Annotated in this window: 24 protein-coding genes (1 of these 24 only partly in view); 15 read left to right on the forward strand and 9 right to left on the reverse strand. The window is 70.9% G+C overall.

Annotated features, from left to right (window positions below; genetic code table 11):
• Nucleotides 1–159, forward strand: partial view of a M23 family metallopeptidase gene (locus MPPM_RS05215; protein ID WP_096484142.1) — the final stretch only. 1,929 nt of this gene lie to the left of the window's left edge; 159 of the gene's 2,088 nt are visible here — the last part of the coding sequence; its start codon lies off the left edge, out of view; its stop codon occupies nucleotides 157–159.
• A gap of 167 nt (nucleotides 160–326) precedes the next feature.
• Here the strand turns inward: MPPM_RS05215 and gluQRS are convergent, their stop codons facing one another.
• A complete protein-coding gene (gene gluQRS, locus MPPM_RS05220; RefSeq protein WP_096484143.1) occupies nucleotides 327–1,229 on the reverse strand; it encodes a tRNA glutamyl-Q(34) synthetase GluQRS in 903 nt (300 codons plus the stop codon).
• A 20-nt stretch (nucleotides 1,230–1,249) separates the two neighbouring features.
• A complete protein-coding gene (locus tag MPPM_RS05225) occupies nucleotides 1,250–1,549 on the reverse strand; it encodes a hypothetical protein (protein ID WP_096484144.1) in 300 nt (99 codons plus the stop codon).
• 267 nt (nucleotides 1,550–1,816) lie between these two features.
• Between MPPM_RS05225 and MPPM_RS05230 the strand changes: the two genes are divergently transcribed.
• Nucleotides 1,817–2,035, forward strand: a complete 219-nt coding sequence (locus MPPM_RS05230; protein WP_017486666.1) for a hypothetical protein — start codon at nucleotides 1,817–1,819, stop codon at nucleotides 2,033–2,035.
• Nucleotides 2,036–2,057: 22 nt separating this feature from the next.
• On the opposite strand, the gene htpG is transcribed toward MPPM_RS05230, so the two are convergent.
• Nucleotides 2,058–3,938, reverse strand: a complete 1,881-nt coding sequence (gene htpG / locus MPPM_RS05235) for a molecular chaperone HtpG (RefSeq protein WP_096487731.1) — start codon at nucleotides 3,936–3,938, stop codon at nucleotides 2,058–2,060.
• A 157-nt stretch (nucleotides 3,939–4,095) separates the two neighbouring features.
• Nucleotides 4,096–4,410 (reverse strand): hypothetical protein, encoded by a 315-nt coding sequence (locus tag MPPM_RS05240; RefSeq protein ID WP_096487732.1) that lies wholly within the window; start codon nucleotides 4,408–4,410, stop codon nucleotides 4,096–4,098.
• A gap of 325 nt (nucleotides 4,411–4,735) precedes the next feature.
• Here MPPM_RS05240 and MPPM_RS05245 point away from each other — a divergent pair, with 325 nt between their 5' ends.
• The 7 genes from MPPM_RS05245 (at nucleotide 4,736) to MPPM_RS05275 (ending at nucleotide 13,263) form a co-directional block, all read left to right on the forward strand.
• Entirely contained in the window at nucleotides 4,736–6,331 is a 1,596-nt protein-coding gene (locus MPPM_RS05245) for a gamma-glutamyltransferase family protein (RefSeq protein WP_096487733.1), read from the forward strand.
• A gap of 88 nt (nucleotides 6,332–6,419) precedes the next feature.
• Nucleotides 6,420–8,057 (forward strand): dihydroxyacetone kinase subunit DhaK, encoded by a 1,638-nt coding sequence (locus tag MPPM_RS05250; RefSeq protein WP_096484145.1) that lies wholly within the window; start codon nucleotides 6,420–6,422, stop codon nucleotides 8,055–8,057.
• 11 nt (nucleotides 8,058–8,068) lie between these two features.
• Nucleotides 8,069–8,914 (forward strand): class I SAM-dependent methyltransferase, encoded by an 846-nt coding sequence (locus MPPM_RS05255; RefSeq protein WP_096484146.1) that lies wholly within the window; start codon nucleotides 8,069–8,071, stop codon nucleotides 8,912–8,914.
• Between the two features lie 54 nt (nucleotides 8,915–8,968).
• Entirely contained in the window at nucleotides 8,969–10,258 is a 1,290-nt protein-coding gene (gene oxlT, locus MPPM_RS05260; RefSeq protein ID WP_096487734.1) for an oxalate/formate MFS antiporter, read from the forward strand.
• A gap of 126 nt (nucleotides 10,259–10,384) precedes the next feature.
• Entirely contained in the window at nucleotides 10,385–11,623 is a 1,239-nt protein-coding gene (gene cbiE / locus MPPM_RS05265; protein WP_096484147.1) for a precorrin-6y C5,15-methyltransferase (decarboxylating) subunit CbiE, read from the forward strand.
• Nucleotides 11,602–12,021 carry a cobalamin biosynthesis protein gene (locus MPPM_RS05270; RefSeq protein ID WP_096484148.1) on the forward strand — a complete coding sequence of 140 codons (420 nt, stop codon included), beginning with the start codon at nucleotides 11,602–11,604 and terminating at the stop codon, nucleotides 12,019–12,021. The genes cbiE and MPPM_RS05270 overlap by 22 nt, the downstream gene beginning before the upstream one ends.
• 87 nt (nucleotides 12,022–12,108) lie before the next feature.
• Nucleotides 12,109–13,263 (forward strand): GGDEF domain-containing protein, encoded by a 1,155-nt coding sequence (locus MPPM_RS05275; protein WP_096484149.1) that lies wholly within the window; start codon nucleotides 12,109–12,111, stop codon nucleotides 13,261–13,263.
• Here MPPM_RS05275 and MPPM_RS05280 read toward each other — a convergent pair.
• The gene (locus tag MPPM_RS05280) at nucleotides 13,243–14,148 is read right to left on the reverse strand and encodes a LysR family transcriptional regulator (RefSeq protein ID WP_096484150.1); all 906 of its coding nucleotides are present in this window, start codon (nucleotides 14,146–14,148) and stop codon (nucleotides 13,243–13,245) included. The genes MPPM_RS05275 and MPPM_RS05280 overlap by 21 nt on opposite strands.
• An 89-nt stretch (nucleotides 14,149–14,237) precedes the next feature.
• Between MPPM_RS05280 and MPPM_RS05285 the strand changes: the two genes are divergently transcribed.
• The 3 genes from MPPM_RS05285 (at nucleotide 14,238) to MPPM_RS05295 (ending at nucleotide 16,877) form a co-directional block, all read left to right on the forward strand.
• Nucleotides 14,238–14,681: a PACE efflux transporter gene (locus MPPM_RS05285; RefSeq protein WP_096484151.1), complete on the forward strand. Its 444-nt coding sequence runs from the start codon at nucleotides 14,238–14,240 to the stop codon at nucleotides 14,679–14,681.
• A gap of 64 nt (nucleotides 14,682–14,745) precedes the next feature.
• Nucleotides 14,746–15,555, forward strand: coding sequence for a precorrin-4 C(11)-methyltransferase (gene cobM / locus MPPM_RS05290; protein WP_096484152.1), 810 nt, complete (start codon nucleotides 14,746–14,748; stop codon nucleotides 15,553–15,555).
• Nucleotides 15,552–16,877, forward strand: a complete 1,326-nt coding sequence (locus tag MPPM_RS05295) for a cobyrinic acid a,c-diamide synthase CobB (RefSeq protein ID WP_096484153.1) — start codon at nucleotides 15,552–15,554, stop codon at nucleotides 16,875–16,877. Before cobM ends, MPPM_RS05295 begins: the two co-directional genes overlap by 4 nt.
• Before the next feature lie 283 nt (nucleotides 16,878–17,160).
• Here the strand turns inward: MPPM_RS05295 and MPPM_RS05300 are convergent, their stop codons facing one another.
• Nucleotides 17,161–17,568: a helix-turn-helix domain-containing protein gene (locus tag MPPM_RS05300; RefSeq protein ID WP_017486678.1), complete on the reverse strand. Its 408-nt coding sequence runs from the start codon at nucleotides 17,566–17,568 to the stop codon at nucleotides 17,161–17,163.
• Nucleotides 17,569–18,015: 447 nt separating this feature from the next.
• On the opposite strand from MPPM_RS05300, the gene hmuQ reads away from it, so the two are divergent.
• Nucleotides 18,016–18,351, forward strand: coding sequence for a heme-degrading protein HmuQ (gene hmuQ / locus MPPM_RS05305; RefSeq protein WP_096484154.1), 336 nt, complete (start codon nucleotides 18,016–18,018; stop codon nucleotides 18,349–18,351).
• A 339-nt stretch (nucleotides 18,352–18,690) separates the two neighbouring features.
• Here the strand turns inward: hmuQ and MPPM_RS28790 are convergent, their stop codons facing one another.
• Together MPPM_RS28790 and MPPM_RS28795 are read right to left on the reverse strand one after the other, a co-directional pair.
• Nucleotides 18,691–18,885 (reverse strand): hypothetical protein, encoded by a 195-nt coding sequence (locus MPPM_RS28790; protein WP_244573473.1) that lies wholly within the window; start codon nucleotides 18,883–18,885, stop codon nucleotides 18,691–18,693.
• Nucleotides 18,886–18,957: 72 nt separating this feature from the next.
• A complete protein-coding gene (locus tag MPPM_RS28795) occupies nucleotides 18,958–19,191 on the reverse strand; it encodes a hypothetical protein (protein ID WP_244573474.1) in 234 nt (77 codons plus the stop codon).
• 697 nt (nucleotides 19,192–19,888) lie between these two features.
• Here MPPM_RS28795 and MPPM_RS05315 point away from each other — a divergent pair.
• Nucleotides 19,889–21,394, forward strand: a complete 1,506-nt coding sequence (locus tag MPPM_RS05315) for a sugar transferase (protein ID WP_096484155.1) — start codon at nucleotides 19,889–19,891, stop codon at nucleotides 21,392–21,394.
• Between the two features lie 23 nt (nucleotides 21,395–21,417).
• Here the strand turns inward: MPPM_RS05315 and MPPM_RS05320 are convergent, their stop codons facing one another.
• A complete protein-coding gene (locus MPPM_RS05320; RefSeq protein WP_096487735.1) occupies nucleotides 21,418–22,011 on the reverse strand; it encodes a Fur family transcriptional regulator in 594 nt (197 codons plus the stop codon).
• 230 nt (nucleotides 22,012–22,241) lie between these two features.
• Between MPPM_RS05320 and MPPM_RS29165 the strand changes: the two genes are divergently transcribed.
• Nucleotides 22,242–22,373, forward strand: coding sequence for a hypothetical protein (locus MPPM_RS29165; RefSeq protein ID WP_255538675.1), 132 nt, complete (start codon nucleotides 22,242–22,244; stop codon nucleotides 22,371–22,373).
• Nucleotides 22,374–22,375: the final 2 nt, after the last annotated feature.

Here is a 22,375-nt window from a genome sequence, read left to right on the forward strand (position 1 = left end):
GGGCACTTCGTCGATCCGATGAAGATCCGCGTACCCCGCGGGCGCGAGCTCGACGGGCGCCTGCTCGCAGAGTTCAAGCGGCAGCGCGATCAGACCGAGGCGACGATGCAGAAGTCGAAGACCGCCACGGCGATGGCGCAGCGCGACGCGATGCGGTGAGACGGCGCCCAAGATTGGGTGCGGCGAGCGCCCAGGCCGACGAAGTCAGGATCGCGCCAAGCGGTCACATCGTGCCCGGCCCCCTCACGGTCGCTCGCCGCCTCTCACGGATTCCCGAAGGGGCGGCGGCGCACAAGCCCCGGTGAGACGCAGGATCAACCGAAGGTTCAGAATCCGAGCCTCGCACGCACATCGTCGGCGGTGATGCCACAGGCGCGCAGGTCGGCCAGCGCCTTGGAGCCCTTCGACTTGGCGAGCTTCTCGCCATCCTCTGCCCGGATCAACGCGTGGTGGTGATAGGCCGGCGCGGGAAGGCGCAGGAGGCGCTGGAGCAGGGCGTGCAGGTCGGTGGCCGCCTCCAGATCCTGCCCGCGCACCACATGGGTGATCCCCTGGACGGCGTCGTCGCAGACCACCGAGAGATGGTAGCTCGTCGGCACGTCGCGCCGGACGATCACCGCGTCGCCCCAGCGGCCGGGATTGGCGGAGACGGTCTCCAGCACGCCGTCATCGGGTGAGAAGCGGCGGATGACGAGCGGTTCGGCAAGCCTCCGGAGCGCCGCCGCCATGTCGAGGCGCCACGTGTGCGGCGCGCCCCGCTCACGACGGGCCGTCGCGTCGGCGGCGGACAGGTGTCGGCAGGTGCCGGGGTAGAGCGGCGCGCCGTCGGGATCGCGCGGAACCGCCTCGCCGCGCGCGGCGCGGGCCGCGACCTCCGCCGCGATCTGCCCCCGCGAGCAGAAGCAGGGATAGATCAGCCCACCGGTCGCCATCGCGTCGCGCGCCGCCGCGTAGTCCGAGAAGTGCTCGGATTGGCGGCGGACAGGTGACGGGAAGCGCAGGCCGAGCCAGTCAAGGTCGGCCAGGATGCCGGCCACGAATTCGGGCCGGGTGCGGCCGAGATCGATATCCTCGATGCGAAGGAGCAGGCGCCCGCCCCACCGCTCGGCGATGCGGGCGTTCAGGAGCGCGGAATAGGCGTGGCCGAGATGCAGGCGGCCGTTCGGGCTCGGCGCGAAGCGAAGCACCGGCTCCCGCGCTCGGCCCGTCCTTTCAGACAAGCCGGCCATCGTTCACGGCGGCGCCGCGGTCACGGCTCTCCGGCGTCGCGCAGGCATGTCATGGGGCCGGGCGTGCAGGCGATCCCCGGCAGCGAGCAGGCGGTCTCCTCGCCGATGCGGCGGCAGATCTTGCAGCCGTCGCCCCACTCGGCACAGCTCGGATTCTGTGCCGGGTCCGAGGCTGGAACAGGCGCCGGCGCGGCGTGGTGGGGCGGGCGCGGTCCGAGGGCGCCGATCAGAACGGTCGCGGCTACGAGGGCGATCACGCCCCAGGTCACCCGACGGTCGAGGCGGGCGGTCTGCGGATCAGGCGAGAGGTCGGCGGCCATGGCTGCGGTGTTCGCGCGGATCGCGCGGGGCTGTCAACGCCGACGGAACGGGCGGCCCCTTGATCCGATCGTGAGGAGGTCGCGGCCGGGTCTCGGTGGAATCACGCGGCCTGATCCGCGAGCGTGCGGGCGTTGCACACAAGCCCCACCCGCAATCTGTGCATGCAGTTGCGGAACTTCCGGCACACTCGTTGCGATGACGGAAACCGGCAGATCAAGAAGCGGCCCTTGGGAGGAGAAACTCACGCCACCACGGAGCCTCCACGCATGCTCTACGGCCTCTATTTCCTGACCTGCATGGTCGCGAACCCCACCCATTGCGTTATGCGGGTTCACCGCTTCAACGAGGATATCGTCACCCCGCAGCAATGCCTGTCGGTGGCCCAGCCGCAGATGGCAGCGTGGCAGAACGCCCATGGGGACCGCTGGCGGGTCGCCCGCTTCCGCTGCGGTGCGCCGCCCCGGGATGACGGGACGCGGATCTGATCGTCCGCATCCCGCCCTTCTCTCAAGCCGACTCGGCCGGCTTCGCAACAGTGCCCGCCAGCGCTGCCGCGACGGCACGGGCGAAGGCCACCGGATCGCGCGGCGTGTCGCCGTCCTGAACGCGGGCGAGGTCAAGCAGCGTGCCGGCCTCCGCCTTCACATCCTCGCCGGCCTCGACCCGGTCGTTGAGCGACCGGATCAGGGCGTGGCGCGGGTTGATCTCCAGGATCGGCGCGGACCCGCCGAAGCCGCGGCCGGCCCGGCGCAGCAGGCGCTGCATCTGCAGGTCGGGGCCCATGCCGGAGGCGGCGAGCACCACGGCGCTGTCCACGAGACGGTCGGTCGTGCGCACGTCGGAGACGTCGGGCTCCAGCGCGAGCTTGAGGGCGGCCACGAGCTTGTCGAGCGCGGGCGCGTCCTCGGCCGCCTCACCTTCTGGCTTGAGCTTGGCGAGATCGGCCGAGCCCTGCGTGACCGAGCGCAGGGGCTTGTCCTCGAACTTGCCCAGCTGCTCCGGCCAGAACGCATCGACGTGGTCGGAGAGCAGCAGCACCTCGACCCCGCGGGCGCGGAATCCTTCGAGCTGGGCGGAGTTCTTGAGCGCCTCCACGTCGTCGGCGACGAGGTAGTAGATCGCCTCCTGCTCCGGCTTCATCCGCGACACGTAATCCGGCAGCGAGGTCCAGCCGCCTTCCGTCGAGGAGCGGAAGCGCAGCAGCGGCGCGATCTCGGCGCGGCGCTCGAAATCCTCGTAGATGCCCTCCTTCAGCACCGAGCCGAAGTTCTCGAAGAACTTCTGGTATTCCTCGGCCTTCTCGGTGTTCTTCGAGCGGCTCGACAGCTCGTTGATGACGCGGGTGGTCACGGCGCGACGGATCTTCTGGAGCGTCGGCGTCGATTGCAGCATCTCGCGGGAGACGTTGAGCGGCAGGTCGTCGGTATCGACCACGCCGTGGACGAAGCGCAGCCAGTTCGGCAGCAGCTCCGCCTCATCGGTGATGAACATGCGCCGCACGTGCAGCCGCACCTTGGAGCGGCGGTCGTCCTCCACCGGCATGAACGGCTTCATGCTCGGCACGAACAGGAGGCCGGTGAATTCGAGCGCGCCCTCCGCCCGCCAGTGCAGGGTCGCCCAGGGCTCGTCGAAGCCGTGGCTGACGGTGCGGTAGAACTCCTTGTACTGCTCGTCCGTGATCTCGGATTTGGGCTTGCGCCAGAGCGCGGTGCCGCGGTTGGCGGCCTCCTCCTTGCCCTCCGCGTCACGGATGGCGATCGGCACGGCGATGTTGTCGGCCCATTTGCGCACGACGTGGTCGAGCCGGTAGCTCTCCAGATACTCGTCGGCGTCCTCCTTCAGGTGCAGCACGATGTCGGTGCCGGCCTGCTCGCGGGCGGTGGGCTCCAGGGTGTAGCTGCCCTTGCCGTCGGAGGCCCAGGTCCAGGCCTCGTCCGAGCCCGCCCGGCGCGAGGTGACGGTCACGCGGTCGGCCACCATGAAGGCGGAGTAGAAGCCGACGCCGAACTGGCCGATCAGGCTCGGGCGCAGATCATCGCCTTCACCGCCCTTGGCCTCGCCGAGTGCCTGCGAGAAGGCGCGGGTGCCCGAGCGGGCGATGGTGCCGAGGTTCTGCGCCAGATCCTCCTTGCTCATGCCGATGCCGGAATCGGAGATGGTGAGCGTGCGCGCCGCCTTGTCGGGGGCGATCAGCACCCGGGCGTCGGAGGGGAGCGCCAGGGCCTCGTTGGTCAGCGCCTCGAAGCGGCGCCGGTCGGTCGCGTCGGCGGCGTTGGCCACCAACTCGCGCAAAAAAATCTCGCGGTCGGAATAGAGCGCGTGGACGACGAGGTCCAAAAGGCGCCCGACCTCGGCACCGAATTCGTGCCGCTCCACCGTCTCGCTCAAGAGCATGCCTCCGCAGTTGGAGTGCCGGGCGACGGGACCGCAACGGCGCGGCCGCGGCATCGCGAGCGACACTCATCAAAAAGCGGGGGCGATATGCCCATGGCAGGACGGCAATTCAATCGCCGCCTGTGTGTCCCGGCGACGAAATCGTCGCGTTTCAGGCGGCCAGCGCCGTCTGCGAGGCGGCACTGGCGCCCGGGGCCGTCTCGATGCGCTGATGCACGGTGTCGAAGGCGGTCCGGATGGCCGCCACCGCGTCCTCGACGGCGACCAGGGCGGCGAGCTGCACGTTGCCCGGAACTTCGCCGACCCGGCGGGTCGCGGACACAATGGAGTGCTCGAGCTTCAACAGCTCTTCCTCGGCATTCGCACCGGAAAGATGAGCCAGCCGCTGAAGTGCTGCTTCCAAAGCATGGCGCAAGACAAGTGTTCTCACACGATCCTGAAGGATCGCCCGGTCGTTGTGCTTCATGTGCGGAGATACCTGCCGATTCGCGAGGGCGATCATGTCACCCAGCCCGTCCCGGCGCAGTTCCTTTTCTGCAACATTTGCGGAAAGGCAGGCGTCGCGGCGGAACCTTTTCAGATGTCGCGAGAGCCGCCCTTCCCGCAGTCCTGAGCCCGCTCACCGGCGAGACCGGCGGCGAGAGCGCATCTCGCGGCCGACGCGCGGCCGGCGAATGCCGGGCCTGCACCGGAACATGGAGCGTGACGGTTGCCCTGCGCGCCCGCGCATGGTCCTGATCCTGCCTCTCGCTTCTGCCTTTTCCGACCTCAGGTTTCGTCAGAGTCTCAGCATGCCCGACACGCCCGTCTTCGCCCATGCGGCCGTCGCCGCCCCCCACGCACTGGCGGCCGCGGCCGGACAGAATGTGCTGGCGCAGGGCGGCAACGCGATCGAGGCGATGGTCGCCATGGCTGCCGCCATCGCGGTGGTCTACCCGCACATGAACGGCATCGGCGGCGACGGCTTCTGGCTGATCCGCGAGAAGAACGGCCGCGTGCGCGGCATCGAGGCCTGCGGACCGGCCGGCCGGCTCGCCACCCGCGACCGCTACCGGGAGAAGGGATTCGACGCGATCCCCTCCCGCGGCCCCGACGCGGCGGTGACGGTGGCCGGCACCATCGGCGGCTGGCGCCTCGCCCTCGACATGGCCCGCGCCTTCGGCGGCCGGCTGCCCCTCGACGCGATCCTCGCCGACGCGATCCGTCACGCCCGCGAGGGCTGCCCGGTCTCGGCTTCGGAGGCGCGCTACGTGCCGAAGGAGCTCGACACGCTCCACGACGCGCCGAATTTTTCGAAGACCTATCTGGCGGACGGTAAGCCCTACGCGGCCGGCGCGCTCCGGGCACAGCCCAAGCTCGCCGACACCCTAGCCCAGCTCGTCCATGCCGGGCTCGACGACTTCTACCGAGGCGATATCGGCCGCGAGATCGCCGGCGACCTGGAGCGTCTCGGCGCGCCGGTGACCCGCGCGGATCTCGAAGCCTATTCGGCCAAGGAGCGGGCGCCCCTGACCCTGCGGCGGCGCGATGCCACGCTCTACAACTTCCCGCCGCCCACCCAGGGCATCGCGGCGCTGATCATTCTCGGGATCTTCGACCGGCTGAACATCCGTGAGCCGGAGACCACCGCCCACTATCACGGGCTGATCGAGGCGACGAAGCGCGCCTTCGCCATCCGCGACCGCTTCGTCACGGATTTCGACCGCCTCAAGGGCGACCCGGCCGCCTTCCTCGATCCGAAGCGCCTCGACCGCGAGGCGGCACTGATCGATAGGGGCCGCGCCGCGAGCATTCCGGTGCGCTCGGGCGAGGGCGACACCGTCTGGATGGGCGCGATCGACAATGACGGCATGGCCGTCTCCTTCATCCAGTCGGTCTACTGGGAATACGGCTCCGGCACGGTGCTGCCCGGCACCGGCATCTGCTGGCAGAACCGCGGCATGTCCTTCTCGCTCGATGCCGGCGCCGTGAACCCGCTGGAGCCGGGCCGGCGCCCGTTCCACACCCTGATCCCGGCGCTCGCCGCCTTCGACGATGGGCGGGTGATGTCTTACGGCTCCATGGGCGGCGACGGGCAGCCGCAGTTTCAGGCCCAGATCTTCACCCGCTACGCCGATTACGGGATGTCGGTGGCCGATGCGGTGGACGCGCCGCGCCTGCTCTACGGCCGCACCTGGGGCGCGGAATCGCTCAGCGTGAAGGTCGAGGACCGGTTCGATCCGGGCTGCATCGCGGCGCTCAGGCGGATGGGCCACGACATCGAGGAGCTGGGCGGCGCCTATATCGACTCGCTCGGCCATGCCGGCATGCTGGTGCGCCACGTCAAGGACGGGCGGATCGAAGCGACGCACGATCCGCGCTCCGACGGCGGCGCGGCAGGGCTCTGACCGAGCCGAGGGTTACACCACCCGCGGCACGCGCATACCCTCCCGCCGAAACCCGCCCCACAAGCGGGCGCGACAGGAGGAGCGATCCTTGGCCCACTTCATCAACGACCGCGCCGGTCTCGTCACCGACGCCATCGACGGCCTCGTTGCAGGCAGCGGCGGGGCCCTGGCACGGCTCGACGGCTATCCCGAGATCCGCGTCGTGCTGCGGGCCGAGCCGGAGCCCGGCAAGGTCGCCGTGGTCTCCGGCGGCGGCTCGGGGCACGAGCCGGCCCATGCCGGCTTCGTCGGGCCGGGCCTGCTCGCGGCGGCGGTGTGCGGCGACGTGTTCGCCTCGCCCTCCGTCGATGCGGTGCTCGCCGGCATCCTGGCGGTGACGGGCGAGGCCGGCTGCGTCCTCATCGTGAAGAACTATGCCGGCGACCGGCTGAATTTCGGCCTCGCCGCCGAGCGCGCCCGGGCTCTCGGCCGCCGGGTCGAGACCGTGCTGGTCGCCGACGACATCGCCCTGCCCGACGCGCCCCGGCCGCGGGGGCTTGCCGGCACGCTCCTCGTCCACAAGGCCGCGGGCCACGCCGCCGCCGCCGGCGCCGCCCTGGAGGAGGTCGCGGCCCTCGCCCGGCGCACGGCCGGCGCGGTCCGCACCCTCGGCATCGCCGTCTCCACTGCGACGATCCCCGGCGCGAAGCCGGAGCCGCGGCTGGCGGAAGGTCAGGCGGAACTCGGCCTCGGCATCCACGGCGAGCCCGGCATCGAGCGCATCGACCTGCCCCGCGCTGATGCGCTTGCCGCGCTTATGACCGCGCGCTTTCCCGCTCCCATCGCGGGGGCCGACCGGCTCGCGCTCCTCGTCAACAATCTCGGCTCGACTACGGCCCTCGAGATGGAGGTGCTGACGAAGGCGGTGCTCGCGACCGACCTCGGACGGCGGGTGCGGCTGCTGCTCGGCCCCTCCCCGGTCATGACCGCCCTCGACATGCACGGCGCCTCCCTCACCTTTCTCGCGCTGGACGAGGCCATCGAGGCGGCGCTCCTCGCCGAGACGCCGGTCGCCACCTGGCCGCGGGCGCGGATCCTGCGCGAGGCGGTCGTCCGGCCGCTGCCGGAGGGGCTGTCCGGCGGGCCGGCGCCGGCGCCCTCGCGGGATGCGGTCGTCGCCGCGCGGATCGAGGCGGTGTGCCGGGCCCTGATCGCGGCGGAGGACGCGCTCAACGCCCTCGACGCGCGGGTGGGCGACGGCGACACCGGCTCGACCTTCGCCGAGGGCGCCCGCGCCGTGCTGGCCGATCTCGACCGCCTGCCCCAGGCCGAGCCCGCCGCGCTCTGCCGCGCGCTCGGCGAGCGCCTCGGGCGTGCCACGGGCGGATCGAGCGGCGTGCTGCTCTCGATCTTCTTCGCCGCCGCCGGCTCGGCCCTCGCAGCGGGCGCCGACTGGCCGAAGGCCTGCGCCGCCGGGCTGGATCGGGTGCGCGAGATCGGCGGCGCCGGCCCCGGCGACCGCACGATGCTCGACGCGGCGATTCCCGCGGTCGAGGCGCTGGCGGCCTCCGGTCTCGGCGCGGCGGCGCGGGCGGCCCGCGCGGGCGCCGAGGCGACCGCCGGGATGGAGCGGGCCGGCACCGGCCGCTCGAGCTATCTTGCCAGCGGCGATCTGAAGGGCCACCCCGATCCCGGAGCCGTCGCGGTGGCGACCGCTTTCGAGGCGCTGGCCGCGGAGTCGAAGTGAGACGATCGACGATGAGCACCCTGAACAAGGACCAGAGCGACTACTGGAACGGCGAGGTCGGACAGCGCTGGGCCACCCACCACCGGGCGCTCGACACCGCCTTCGCGCCCTTCACCGAGGCTCTGTTCGCCCGCGCCGCGCTCGCGCCCGGCGCCCGCGTGCTCGATATCGGCTGCGGCGCCGGCGACACCGCCCTGATCGCCGCGCGACAGGTCGGGAGCGACGGCCACATCACAGCCGCCGACCTGTCCGAGCCGCTGCTCGCCGTCGGCCGGGAACGCGCGGCCCGAGAGGCGCCGGGCGCCGCCCCGATCGAATGGCTCCGGGCCGACGCCCAGGATCACGCCTTCGGCACGCGCTTCGACCACGCCCTCTCCCGCTTCGGTGTGATGTTCTTCGAGGATTCCGCCGCCGCCTTCGCCAACATCCGCCACGCCCTCGAACCGGACGGGCGGCTGACCTTCCTCTGCTGGCGGAGCATGGCGGAGAACGACTGGGTCATGGTCCCGCGTGCGGTGGTCCTGCCGCTGCTGCCCGAAGTCGAGCCGCCGCAGCCCGGCGCACCGGGTCCCTTCCGGTTCGCCGCGCCCGACACGGCTCTGCCCATTTTGGAGGCAGCCGCTTTTCGCGCCATCGAGTGCGAGCCCGTAAATCGAGCAATGCGCCTCGGTGACACGCCTGAGGCAGCGGCCAGCTTCGCGGCGACCCGCGGCCCCATCGCGCGCCTGCTCCGTGAGTGCGATCCGGCTTTGCAGGAGGATGCCTTGAAAAGCATCACCGATTTGTTCGCCGACCGCTTCGGGAGCGGTCCGGTCAGCCTCGGCGCCGCCTGCTGGCTTATCTCCGCGCGAACCTGAGGTTCAATTCTGGCACGTCCCTTGCGGATCCCCCGCGCCGCATGGGAGTGAATGATGAATACAATTTCTAGTCGGACGCGGTGGATCCAGCTCGGCCTGGGTCTCCTCGTCATGATGACGATCTCCAGCCCGCAATATGTCTGGACGCTGTTCGTGAAGCCGTTCCAGGCGACCACCGGCGCGAGTCTCGCCGCCGTGCAGGTCGCCTTCACGATGCTGATCGTGCTCCAGACCTTCTTCTCGCCGGTGCAAGGCTGGCTGATCGAGCGCTTCAGCGCCAAGGCCATGATCGCGCTGGGCGCCGCCCTCTCGGGCCTGGGCTGGGTCGCCGCCTCCTACACCGACACGCTGTGGGGCCTCTACGCGACCTACGGCCTGCTCTGCGGCCTCGGCACTGGCATTGTCTATGTCGGCGTCGTCGGGCTGATGGTGCGCTGGTTCCCCGAGCGGCGCGGCTTCGCGGCCGGCGTCGTGGCCGCAGGCTACGGCATGGGCGCCATCGCCACCACCTTCCCCATCACCGACATGATCGCGGCCTCGGGCTATCGCCACACGCTGTTCGTGTTCGGCGCGATCATGGCCGTCATCGGCGTCGCCGCAGCGCTCGGCCTGCGCACCCCGAAGGCCGGCGAGACCCCCGCCATCCCCGCCGACAAGGTGGCGAGCGCCGCCCGCGACGTGGCCCCGGCCGAGATGCTGCGGAGCCCGCTGTTCTGGCTGATGTTCGCCATGATGGCGATGATGTCGACCGGCGGCCTGATGGTGGTGGCGCAGTTCGCAGCCTTCGCCAAGGAGTTCGGCGTAGCCGACGCGATGGTGTTCGGCTTCGCCGCGCTGCCCTTCGCGCTGACCTTCGACCGGATCACCAACGGCCTGACGCGGCCCTTCTTCGGCTGGGTCTCCGACCATGTCGGCCGCGAGAACACCATGGCGGTCGCCTTCGCCCTCGAGGCCGTCGCCATCGGCCTGCTGCTGATGTTCCGCGAGAACGCCTACGCCTTCGCGCTGCTCTCGGGTGTCGTCTTCTTCGCCTGGGGCGAGATCTTCTCGCTGTTTCCCTCGACCCTGACCGACACCTTCGGGACGAAGCACGCCACCACCAACTACGGCTTCCTCTACATGGCCCAGGGCGTGGGCTCGCTGCTCGGCGGCCCCGTCGCTGCACTGATCCACGACGCGGTCGGGAGCTGGGTGCCGGTCTTCGGCATCGCCATCGTCCTCGACCTCGTCGTGGCGGCGCTGGCGTGGTTCGTGCTCAAGCCCGCCCGCCGCGCCTATCTCGGTGTGCCCGGACCGGCGGTGCCGGAGGTGGCCGCGCCGCTGGCCGCCCGCCCGGCGGTCTGAGGCGGTCCCGTCAGGCGCCGGCCCTGGCAGAACCGGGCCGGCGCGCGTAACGGATGGCTTCCGCGGGGCCGACCGCCTCGCACGAAAGACATCCGCCATGAACACGACTCCCTGGCGGCGCGGATCATGACCGCGCCGCTTTCCCCCGAGCCGGGACATCTTCCCTGGCTCGCCATCGTCGGCATCGGCGAGGACGGGCGAGCCGGCCTCTCGCCCGCCGCGGCCGCCGCCCTGGACGGGGCGGAGGTGGTCTATGGCGGGCGCCGCCACCTCGCGCTGGCGGGACCGCTCGCAGCCGAGACCCGGCCCTGGCCGAGCCCGATCGACGCGGCCTACCCCGGCATCTTGGCCCTGCGGGGTCGGCCCACCTGCATCCTCGCCACCGGCGACCCGTTCCACTACGGCATCGGCGCCGAGATCGCCCGCCTGGTGCCGGCACCCGAGATCCGCGCCTTCCCGCAGCCCTCCGCCTTCAGCCTCGCCGCCGCCCGGCTCGGCTGGTCGCTGCCCGAGACCGCGTGTCTCACCCTGCACGGGCGCGACCTCTTCGGCATCGTGCCCCAGCTCCAACCCGGCGCCCGCCTCTTCGCCCTGTCTTGGGACGGTGCGACGCCCGCCGCGCTCGCCGCCCTGCTCGCCGAGCGCGGCCTTGGCCCCTCGCGGCTCACCGTGCTCGAGGCGATGGGCGGACCGCACGAACGCGTCCGCGCGGCGCGGGCGGACGGCTTCGACCTCGCCGAGATCGCCAGCCTCAACACGATCGCGGTGGAAGTGGAGGCGGCAGCCGGCGCACGGATCGTCCCGCTGAGCCCGGGCCTCGACGATGGGTGGTTCGAGAATGACGGGCAGCTCACCAAGGCCGAGATCCGCGCGGTGACGCTCGCAGCCCTCGGACCGCGGGCCGGCGAGACCCTGTGGGATCTCGGCGCCGGCGCGGGCTCGGTCTCGATCGAGTGGTGCCTGCGCCATCCCGCCAACCGCGCGGTCGCGGTGGAGCGCCGCCCGGACCGGGCCGAGCGCATCGGCCGCAACGCGCGGGCGCTCGGCGTCGGCGCGCGGGTGCAGGTCGTGGTCGGCGCCTCGTCCGCTGCGCTGTCCCCCCTCCCCTCCCCCGGGGCGGTCTTCGTCGGCGGAGGCATTGCCGAGCCCGGTCTGCTCGCGGCCTGCCGGGACGCGCTGCCGCGCGACGGCCGCTGCGTCGCCAACGCCGTCACCCTGGAGGGCGAGGCGGCTCTGCTCGCGGCCTTCGCCGAGACCGGCGGCGCCCTGCGCCGGCTCTCGGTCGCCCAGGCCGTGCCGGTCGGCGGCCTCACCGGCTGGCGCCCGGCCATGCCGATCACGCAATGGGTCTGGACGAAGCCGTGACCCCGTCCCGAATCGTCGCCGGCATCGGCTTCCGCCGGGCGACGCCTCCTGCGGAAATCATCGCGCTGCTGCACCGTGCCCTCGGTGAGGCCGGAATCGCGCCCGAGCGGCTCGCCGCCATCGCCACCGCCGCGGATCGGGCGGCGGAACCGGCGATCCGCGAGGCCGCCGCCGCCTTCGGCCTCACGCCGACGGCGCTCGATGCAGCCGACCTGACGGCGGTGGATGCGCGGGTCGTGACCCGGTCGGAGCGGATCGAGGCGAGCCGCGGCGTCGGATCGGTGGCGGAGGCGGCGGCGCTCGCCGGCGCCGGCCCGGCGGCCCGCCTCGTCCTGCCGCGCATCGCCAGCGCGGGGGCCACCTGCGCCCTCGCGGCCCCGGCTTCAGGATTTCCTTAACCGAGAAATCGCTCGGGGCGGTCCGGGAAGGGAACCTTTCACGCGATCGCAGCCAGGGTGGCGCCGTGCAGCAGGGAGGATCGGGCGGTGACGGACTTGTCGGTTCCCACCCTGCAATTCACCGATTTCCTGGTGTTCGGCGCCTGCGCCGCGATCTTTCTCTGCAACTGGCTGCTCCGCCGGCAGAAGACCTACTTCCTCTGCTTCGGAGCGAGCTACGCCGTCTGTGCGGCCATGGCCGTGTGGTTCGTGGATTTCGGCTATTACGGCAGCATCTGGTCGCCGTTCGGATGGTCGCTTGCCGGGGCGACCTTCTGGATCGGATTGCGGCTCTTCGACGGGCGCCCGGCGGTGACCGGGCCGATGATCGGCCTGTTCCTGCTCCCGACGGCGACGCATCTCGGGCTCACCCTCGCGGGTGTCGGTCCCGCCGGCGTCAATGCCGGCAGCACGATCGCCTACGCCCTCCATGAGGGCGCGGCCGCCCTCTACATCTTCCGAAGCCCCCCGCGGCGGTCCCCGCTCCGCCACCTGATCGCCTGGGCGCTTCTCGCGATCGCGCTGGTGATCTGCCTGCCCCTGCTGCCGGTGCCGGAGACCTCGATCCGCCTGTCCATCATCGCCATCTTCATCGTCGATCACATCACCTCCATCCTCCTGACCACGGCGATCCTCGCCCTGGAGGCGGAGCGGGCCCACGCGGCGATGGAGCGGATGGCGCGGACGGACGCGATGACGGGAGCGCTGAACCGGCAGGGGCTCGCGGCGAGGGCCGGCGGTCTGACGGAGGCCGGCATCATCGTCGCCGATCTCGACCACTTCAAAGCGATCAACGACCGGTTCGGGCACGCCGCGGGCGACGCGGTGCTGCGCGACTTCGCCGCGCGGGCGGCCGCGCTCCTGCCCGAGGGCGGTCACCTCGCCCGGCTGGGAGGCGAGGAGTTCGGGATCGTGCTGCCCGGGCACGACGACAACGCGACGGCCTATCTCGCCGAACGCCTTCGCCGCGCGGTCGGCACGGTGCCCGTCCTCTGGAGGGAATCGGCGGTTCCGATCACGGTGAGCATCGGCGTCGCGATGCTCGGGGCCGGAGAGACCCTGAACGAGAGCCTGGAACGCGCCGACGGGGCGCTCTACGACGCCAAGACCGGCGGCCGGAACCGCGTCCGCATCGCGGCGCGCCGCCCGGCGCCCGCTGCGGCCGCCAGCGAGGTCTGCCACTCAGCCTGCACCGCCGCCTGACAGGCTGCCGATCCGCTCCGCCGCGAAGCGCTGGCGCAGCCATGCCGCCGCCGGGCCGCAGGGCCGCTGCTTGTGCCAGACCAGTTCCAGGGCGATCGGCCAGTCGCCCTTGTCGAACTGCAGGTCCGGCGTGACGAGGTCGGGCGCGGTCAGCGACGAAGCGATGACGTGATCGGTCACGAAGGCCCAGCCGATCCCGTGCTTCACCAGCTCCAGGATCACCCAGTGGCTTTCCACCCACCACACCTCGGCCGCCACCCGCAGGCGCCGCTTCTCCGGCCCGTCGCTGCGCGCCGCCACGAGGATCTGGCGGTGACGCTTCAACTCCTCCCACTCCACCCGCGCCTTCGCGAGCGGGTGGTCGCGTCCGCAGACGAGCTTGAGCGGCACCCAGCCGATGGTCTGGAAGCCGAGCTCCGTCGGCAGGACCTCCTGACGCCACATCACGCCGAGGTCGGCCGCGCCCGACTGCACCATCCGGCTGACATCCTCCATCAGCGGAAAGAGCAGTTCCAGCTCCACGAAGGGAAAGTGCCGGGCGAAGTCGGCGAAGAGGGCGCCGAGCGCGTGCTCGGGATAGAGTTCATCGATGGCGACGACGAGCCGGTTCTCGACCCGCCGTTCCAGGCTGCTCGCCACGCCGATCAGGTGTTCGCGCCGATCCAGCACGACGCGCGCCTCCGAGAGCAGCCGCTCGCCCGCCGGCGTGAGCACCGGGTTCCGGCCCGTCCGGCTGAACAGCGCCAGTCCCAGGTCGGTCTCGAGATTCGCCACCTGGGTGCTGACGGCCGATTGCGCCTTCCGCAATACGCGGGCGGCGCCCGAGAACGATCCGGCCTCGGCCGCGGCCACGAAGGCCTGAAGCTGATCGAGCGAGACGGTCATCCATCTGGTTTCCAGATACGTTCCAACTTGGTTTTCGGATTATCGCCGATAGAAGGCGGCGGACCAATCCCGATTCTTTGGACAAGTCCATGCGCACCACCCGCGACCGTATCCGCCACACCCTCCTGTTCGAGCTGTTCGGCCTCGCGCTCATCATCCCGCTCGGAAGCGTGCTGTTCGGGCTGCACGCCTCCGACATGGGCGTGATCGGCGTGGGCAGCGCGCTCACCGCGACGGCGTGGAACTACGCCTACAATCTCGGCTTCGATCGTGCGATGCAGCGGTGGGTCGGCCACACCCGCAAGAGCCTCCCCTTGCGGGTAGGGCACGCGGTGCTGTTCGAGGCGGGGCTGCTGGTGATCCTGCTGCCGCCGATCGCGTGGTATCTCGGCATCGGCCTCGTCCAGGCCTTCGTCATGGATCTCGCGATCGCGGCCTTCTACGTGGCCTACGCCTTCGTCTTCAATCTCGCCTACGACCGGGTCTTCCCGCTGCCGGGCTGGGGCGAGGTCGCGGCGGAGCCGTCCCGCTGAGCCTGTCGGCCACCGCGACCATCGTCTCTCCCCAACGCCCGTCCCGATGCTGTAAGCGGACGCCATGACCGTCCACTTCATCGGCGCCGGGCCGGGCGCCGCCGACCTCATCACCCTGCGCGGCCGCGACCGGATCGCGGCCTGTCCGGTCTGCCTCTACGCCGGCTCGCTGGTGGCGCCCGAGATCCTGTCGTGGTGCCCTCCGGGGGCGCGCATCGTCGATACCGCCCCCCTCGACCTCGACGCGATCATGGAGGAGATCGGCCGCGCCCACGCGGCGGGCCGGGACGTGGCGCGGCTGCATTCCGGCGACCTTTCGGTCTGGAGCGCGCTCGCCGAGCAGACCCGCCGGCTCGACGCGCTCGGCATTCCCTACACTGTGACGCCGGGCGTCCCCGCCTTCGCCGCCGCCGCCGCCCTGCTGCGGCGCGAGCTGACCGTGCCGGGGCTGACGCAATCGGTGGTGCTGACCCGCACCTCCGGCCGGGCGAGCCCGATGCCGGAGCGTGAGCAGCTCTCCGCCTTCGCCGCCACCGGCGCGACCCTGGCGCTGCACCTCTCGATCCACGTCGTCGAGCCGACCTGCGCCGACCTCGTCCCGTTCTACGGGCCGGACTGCCCGGCCGCGGTGGTGTTCCGCGCGAGCTGGCCCGACGAGCGGGTGCTGACCGGGACGCTCGCGACCCTGCCCGAGCAGGTGCGTGCGGCGAACATCGAGCGCACCGCTCTGATCCTGGTGGGGCCGGCGCTCGACCCGTCGGATTTCCGCGAGAGCGCGCTCTACGCCCCCGATTACGACCGCCGCTTCCGCCCCCGCGGCGCGGTCGGCGCAGTTGGTGCGCTTGGCGAAGCATCGGACGAGGCCGCATCGTGACGCCCGCCCCCGGCCTCCTCGTCGCCGCACCGCGCTCCGGCTCCGGCAAGACCACGGTGACGCTCGCGCTGATGCGGGCGCTGCGCCGCCGGGGCGTGGCGCTGCGCGGCGCCAAATGCGGGCCGGACTATATCGACCCCGCCTTCCACGAGGCGGCGACGGGAGCTCCCAGCCTCAACCTCGACAGCTTCGCCATGCCCGACGCGCTGCTCGACGCCTGCGCCGCCCTGAGCGCGCACGAGGCCGAACTCGTCGTGGCCGAGGGCTCGATGGGGCTGCATGACGGCATCGTCGCCGGTGAGGGCCGCACCGGCGCGAATGCCGACATTGCCGCGCGCTACGGCTGGCCGGTGATCCTCGTGCTCGACGTGTCGGGCGCGGCGCAATCGGCGGCGGCCGTCGCCCTCGGCTGTGCGGCCTACGATGCGCGGATCCGGATCGCGGGCGTGATCCTCAACAAGGTCGCGAGCCCGCGCCACCGCCGCCTCGTCGAGGCGGGGCTGGCGCGGGTCGGACTGCCGGTGCTCGGCGCCCTCCCGCGGGAGGCGGGTCTCGTCCTGCCCGAGCGCCATCTCGGCCTCGTCCAGGCCGGCGAGACCGCCGACCTCCACGCCCGCCTCGACCGGCTCGCCGATCTGGCCGAAGCCAATCTCGACCTCGACGCGATCCTGTCCCTGGCCGGCGGACACGCCCCCGCCGCCACCGACGGCCTGCCGAGGCCGCCGGCGCAGCGGATTGCGGTGGCGCGGGACGCCGCCTTCTCCTTCCTCTACCCCCACATGCTGGCGGGATGGCGCTCGGCCGGTGCCGAGATCGTGCCGTTCTCGCCGCTGGCCGACGAGGCGCCGGGAGCCGATTGCGATGCTTGCTGGCTGCCCGGCGGCTATCCCGAGCTGCATGCCGGCCGTCTCGCGGCGGCGGGCCGCTTCCGCGACGGCCTGCGGACCTTCGCGCAGACGCGGCCGGTCCACGGCGAGTGCGGCGGCTACATGGTTCTGGGTGAGAGCCTGGAGGATGCGGACGGGGTGACCCAGCCGATGTGCGGATTGCTGCCGGTCGCGACCTCGTACCGGCGGCGCAAGCTCCATCTCGGCTACCGCGTCGCGCATCTCCTCGCCGACGGGCTGCTGGGCGCCGCGGGCACGCGCCTCGTCGGGCACGAATTCCACTACGCGAGCGAACTCACGCCCAGCCCGGAGGGCGACCTCGCGCTCGCACGGGTGACGGATGCGGAAGGCGTACCGCTCGGCCTCGCCGGCCACCGCCGGGGTCAGGTTACGGGCAGCTTCTTCCACCTGATCGCCGGAACAGGCCGCGCGTGACACAGGGTCCCCGCCGGCCGCGATGCATCGAGCACCGCCCGGTCGGGGTCGGGACAGAAATCGTGGGGAACGGCACCGTGCCGAGAGCGGACGGCTGAGCCGCCCCGCCATGCGATGACCGGGCGCCTCGACCGATCCGTCGGCGGGATCGCGGCTCTCACACCCGGCTCGGCCTTCTCGAGCCGCGCGTCGGCGGATCCGGTCTCCGCTAGCGAAGACCGCGTCAGCCATAATCCGTCGCGCTCCTGAACGCCCGGCCGGCTTCGACGCCGGCTCAGAACCGTCAGGCGTCGAGGACTTCCGGGTCCTTCTTGCGGCCGAGGCGGGCGGCGCTGCGCACGATCGCCAGAACCTCGCGACGAAGTTGGTCGTCCTCGATCGTGGCGAAGGCGCGCAGCAGATCGACGGCACCGTGGGCCCGGAGGAAACCGAAGACCTCGGTCTGCTCCTGGGCGGCGGCGCCGTCGCCCTCCTCGAAGAAGGCGGAGACCGGGACTTCGAGCAGGCGGGCGATCTCGCGCAGGCGCCCGGCGCCGACGCGGTTCTGGCCCTTCTCGTACTTCTGAACCTGCTGGAACGTCACGCCCACTGCGGTCCCGAGCGCGGTCTGGCTCAAGCCGCGTGCTTTGCGCAGCGCGGTGATCCGGAGCCCGACGAGGCGGTCGACATCGGTTGTCTGTTTCGGCATCATCTTACGGCACGGTCCCTGTTCGACGTCGCGGACCGACCCAAGGACCTTAGGTCGGCAGCGCTTGAGCATATGCCAGCGTCTTCGGGCATCGCTGAACGCTTCTACTGCCGAAGCAGCTTGGGTGGATGCGTTGCGAGGCTACCGTATCGCTGTGGTTCAGCCTAGCCGCAGCATCACCATGAAGTGCATACACAATGCAAGTACCTACCTGTTGGCGGATCGGAGTTTTCAGTTTGCTGTCAGGTTTCTGTTCTCGAAACGTTCCTGCGGCAGAATCGACGAGGCTCGCTTGAGTTTCGTGCGACTTCTCGCGAATTCGCTGTGAAGCGGCATTCAGCCTGTAGGCGGCACAGCCGCTGCGGTTCACCTTACGAGCGAGACTACGTAGAGTCATCAAATTCGGGGGCCGCGCGGCGGCCGGCTCGAACAGATCGGGAGCATTCGAGCATGTTCATCGCGATGAACCGGTTCAAGGTCGTCAAGGAATCGGCGCAGGACTTCGAGCAGGTCTGGCTCGGGCGCGACAGCCATCTCGGTGAGATGGAAGGGTTCGTGGAGTTTCATCTGCTGAAGGGGCCGGAAGCCGAGGATCATATCCTCTACGCCTCGCACACCATCTGGCGCTCGCGGGCCGATTTCGAGGCCTGGACTCGCTCGGAACAGTTCCGCAAGGCGCATGGGCGGGTTCCGGGCACCAAGCCGCTCTATCTCGGCCACCCGCAATTCGAGGGATTCGAGTCGATCCAGACGGTTGCTCGGCCCGAGAGCGAGCAAGCGGCCTGACTCCGGTTTCGCGAACGCCTCGTCCCGGTGCACCGATTTGCTGGGTCCATTCGGGGCGAGGGCGCGATCTCTGGTCGTTCTCGACGGATGGCCGACATCGACCGAATCACGGCCCGCGTTCGGCGGCTAACAGGCAGCGAATTCCTCCCGATCCAGGGGCATCGTCGCAGGCGGGGCAGGAAGGACGCCATCAGCCCGAGGGTGGGCAGGCACAGAGATCATAGGCCCGCGCGATACCGGCATGGTCGGCCATCTCGTCGAGCAGAGCGGCCCCGAGGCCGCCCATGCCAGAGGCGAAGCCAAAAAAGGGCCGCCGACGAGGCCGATGCGCCCCGGTAATCATTCCTGTGCATAGACCAGGGTCGCCGGCCTGGCCGAGGCCAGGATCGGGCCGATCGGCACCGAGAAGGCCACCGTCCAGAACAGGTTCACCTGTGACAGGACGAGGGAGAAGGGCAGCACGCTGGGGATCGTACCCACCGCCGCCGATCCGGGAAAGCTGAACAGGTAGAGCCGGGCGTGCGCCACCGGCACGCCGAAGCGGTGGATCAGGTAAAAGCTTTAGTAGGGCGAAAAGCTCGCCATGTAGAACCGAGCCCGGCCCGATCAGCGCCGCGGCGGCGAGCGGGGCACCGTAGGCCGGCGCCGCTGCCAGGAGCGCGAGCCCGGCGAGCGACAATCCCATGCCGGCGGCCAGGAAGCGGGCAGCGGGCGCCGGTCGGTGTCGCGGCCCTTCGCCGGCCGGAGCAGCGAGGCCGTTCCCTGGAACACGAAGGTGATGAGCCCGACCTTCCCGAAATCGAGGTGGAAGCCTGCCTTGAGCAGAGGATAGAGCATCATCCCGAAAGGTGGTTTGCGGCTTTCGGAAAAGATGATGCAAAAACAGATCCCTGGCGCATCGTGCTGGATCCGATATCCAGCGCGATGCGCTAGAGCGCCGGCAGGAGCGACTGCACGAAGTTGTTGAGGCGGTGCGGGACGCTGAGGCCCAGGGAGCTCCGCCAGGGCCGGCCTCGAAGACGGCTCGGGCACCGAGCTGATCTCTCGCCTGATCTCTCGCTTGATCTCTCGCTTGATCTCTTGCCTGACCGCCTGCGGGAGCATCGGCGTCGTCACCGCTCCGGCGGGCAGGCCCTGCAACGCCGGAATCTTACCCGCTTCGGCTCTCATGCCGCGCTCCGTCCGGACGGCTCTCTTCGGTCTTGATTTATTGAAAAGACCGGCGCTGAACTCCCGCGGCCGCGCGTCCCGGTGCTGCTGATTCCCCGTCAAATTCGTGTCTTGCGTTCCACATCGGCGCCGCAGCCGCTCGGATCGATCCGGGCGGGAACCGCGTTCGGCCCGCGTGGACGCGAAGGAGACGCGTCGGATCGGCCCCGATCCTTCGGTCGCCTGTCAGCCCATCGTCGCCCCGGCAACGGCGTTCGGGCGCGTTCGGTGTGCGGCTTGCGCAGGGAACCGCAAAACCCGGAGCGGCGACCAACCATGTCCCGCCTTGGGACAGATTATCGCCTCAGGGCAGCACAGCGCGGGACACATGTTTCACGAGCGCCCACCTCAGCAGTACCAGCGCTTGCTCGGCGACCGGACGCGCCGTTCGGTCTGGGCCTCTCTCCTGCCGCAGCGGCGGCGCACGGCCCTGCGCGTGGGCATCTCGGCCGGACTGCTCACCGCCGATCTGCTGGCCATCCTCGCGGTCGGCTACGCGATGGATGCGGCCTACCACGCCTATATCGGCGACGGGATGCTGATCCCGCCGACGCAGAGCATGAACCTTCAGACGGCCGGGTTCCTCGCCCTCATCGTGGTGCTGACCAACCTCGTCCGCGGCGAGTACAGCATCGAGCGCTGCCTGTCGCAGACACCACATCTGCAGCGCCGGGCGACGCTCTGGCTGATGGCTTGGGCGGTCGCCCTTCTCGCCGGATTCGCGACGAAGACGACCCAGGACTTCTCCCGCGTCGCCTCGGTCGCCTTCTTCCTCACCGGCCTTCCCGTCACGATCCTCGTCCGCGCAGCCGCGGTGGCGCTGGTGCGCCGCAGCAGCACCTCGGGCTCCCCGTCGGCCAGCCGCGTCCACTTGGTCGGCTACGAGGAGGACGTGACGAGTTTCTACGCCAGCAACGATGTCGATGCCCTCGGCCTCCGCATCGTCGGTACGAGCTACCTGCGCCGTTTCGATCCTGCCTCCGGCGCGGCCAGCGCGGAAACCCTGCTCGCCGAGGATCTCGACCTCGCGGTCTCGGTGGTGCGCTTCCTGCGGCCGGACGACGTGTTCGTGCTCGTGCCGTGGTCGGAGCCCGCCGATATCGAGCGCTGCATCGACGCCTTCCTGCGGGTGCCGGCTGCCCTGCACCTGCGGCCCGGCACGATGATGGACCGTTTCCCCGACCTGCAGGTCGCCCGGGTCGGGCGGCTGTCGGGCATCAATATCGGCCGCCGTCCGCTCTCCGTCGGGGAGATTCTGCTCAAGCGCGCCTTCGACCTGACGCTGGCGGGACTCGGGCTCGTGCTGCTCGCCCCCCTGTTCGTCGCGCTCGCCGTGCTGATCAAGCTCGACAGCCCCGGCCCGGTCTTCTTCCGCCAGCGGCGCTACGGCTTCAATCAGCAGGCCTTCGGCGTGTTCAAGTTCCGCAGCATGAAGGCCGCCCCCGATGCGCCCTTCCGGCAGGCCTCGCGCAACGACGACCGCATCACCCGCATCGGTGCCCTGCTGCGCCGGACCAACCTCGACGAGCTGCCCCAGCTCCTCAACGTGATCCGGGGCGACATGTCGCTCGTCGGCCCCCGCCCGCACGCGCTGGCGCACGACCGCAGCTTCGAGCGGCGCATCGCCCTCTACGCCCGCCGCCACAACGTGAAGCCCGGCATTACCGGATGGGCGCAGGTCAACGGCTTTCGCGGCGAAACCCTGACCGACGCGGCGATGGAACAGCGCGTCCAGGCCGACCTGCACTACATCGACAACTGGTCGCTCTGGCTCGACATCACGATCCTCTTCCGCACGATCGCCTCGCCGCGGGCCTATCGCAACGCGTTCTGACCCGCGCCGCCTGTTCGGGCGGACTACGCGCGGCCCGACGCGTCCGGAGGATCCCCGCGTCCGCGGCAGGCGCCGCACTCGCCCTCGACCTCCAGGATGCGGCTCGTCGGGGTGAAGCCGGCCCCGGCCAAAGTCTGGTCGAGGGCGCTCTCGACGGCCGGTGCGGTCATCTCGTCGATGCCGCCGCAGGTGCGGCAGATCAGGAAGACGAGACCCGCCCCCGCGCCGTGCTCGTGCCCGCAGGAGACGAAGGCGTTGCGGCTGGAGATGCGGTGGACGAAGCCCTGCTCGGTGAGGAAGTCGAGCGCCCGGTAGACGGATACCGCCGCGACCCGGCGCCCGGGCGCGCTCATCCGCTCGGCGATGTCGTAGGCCCCGAGCGGCTTGTGCTCCGCCGCCACCGCCGCGAGCACGTCCCGCCGCAGACGCGTGAACTGCAGACCGCGCGCCTGGCACAGGCGCTCCGCCCGCTCGATCACGTCCCCGGCGCCGCCGTGCGCCCCGCAGCAGCCGGCCCCGTCATGACCGTGAGGATCATGCGCGTGTCCGTGGCGGTCACCCTGCCCGTCACTCTGCCCTTCGCCCTGGCCGTGTTCCTGCTGCGCGTGACCGCGCATCCCGACCTCCCCGGTATCGGCGACCGGGATCGCCGCATTCTCGCCGCTCGTCCCGGCACTCGGCACGGGCCGATTGAACTCGATCCGTGTTACAGTGTATCAGCCCCACCAAGATAGGCGTCCGGCCGCAATCGGGCAACGAGGCGGAGAACGGCGCGGGTCTCGGTCATCCCCGGCCCCCATCCCCGGCCTCCGCGACATCGTCCGCCCCGGCCTTCCTCGGAGATCCCATGACCCGTGCCGGCGGGACCGTCCGCCTCCCGCGCCGCTCGCTGTTCCGCAGCGGAGCCGGATTGCGACTGGCGGCGGCCCTCATTCTGTCGAGCCTGCTCTGGGCGGTGATCCTGTGGGCCAAGTCTTGAGC

The sequence above is a fragment of the Methylorubrum populi genome (assembly GCF_002355515.1).
Classification (GTDB): domain Bacteria; phylum Pseudomonadota; class Alphaproteobacteria; order Rhizobiales; family Beijerinckiaceae; genus Methylobacterium; species Methylobacterium populi_A.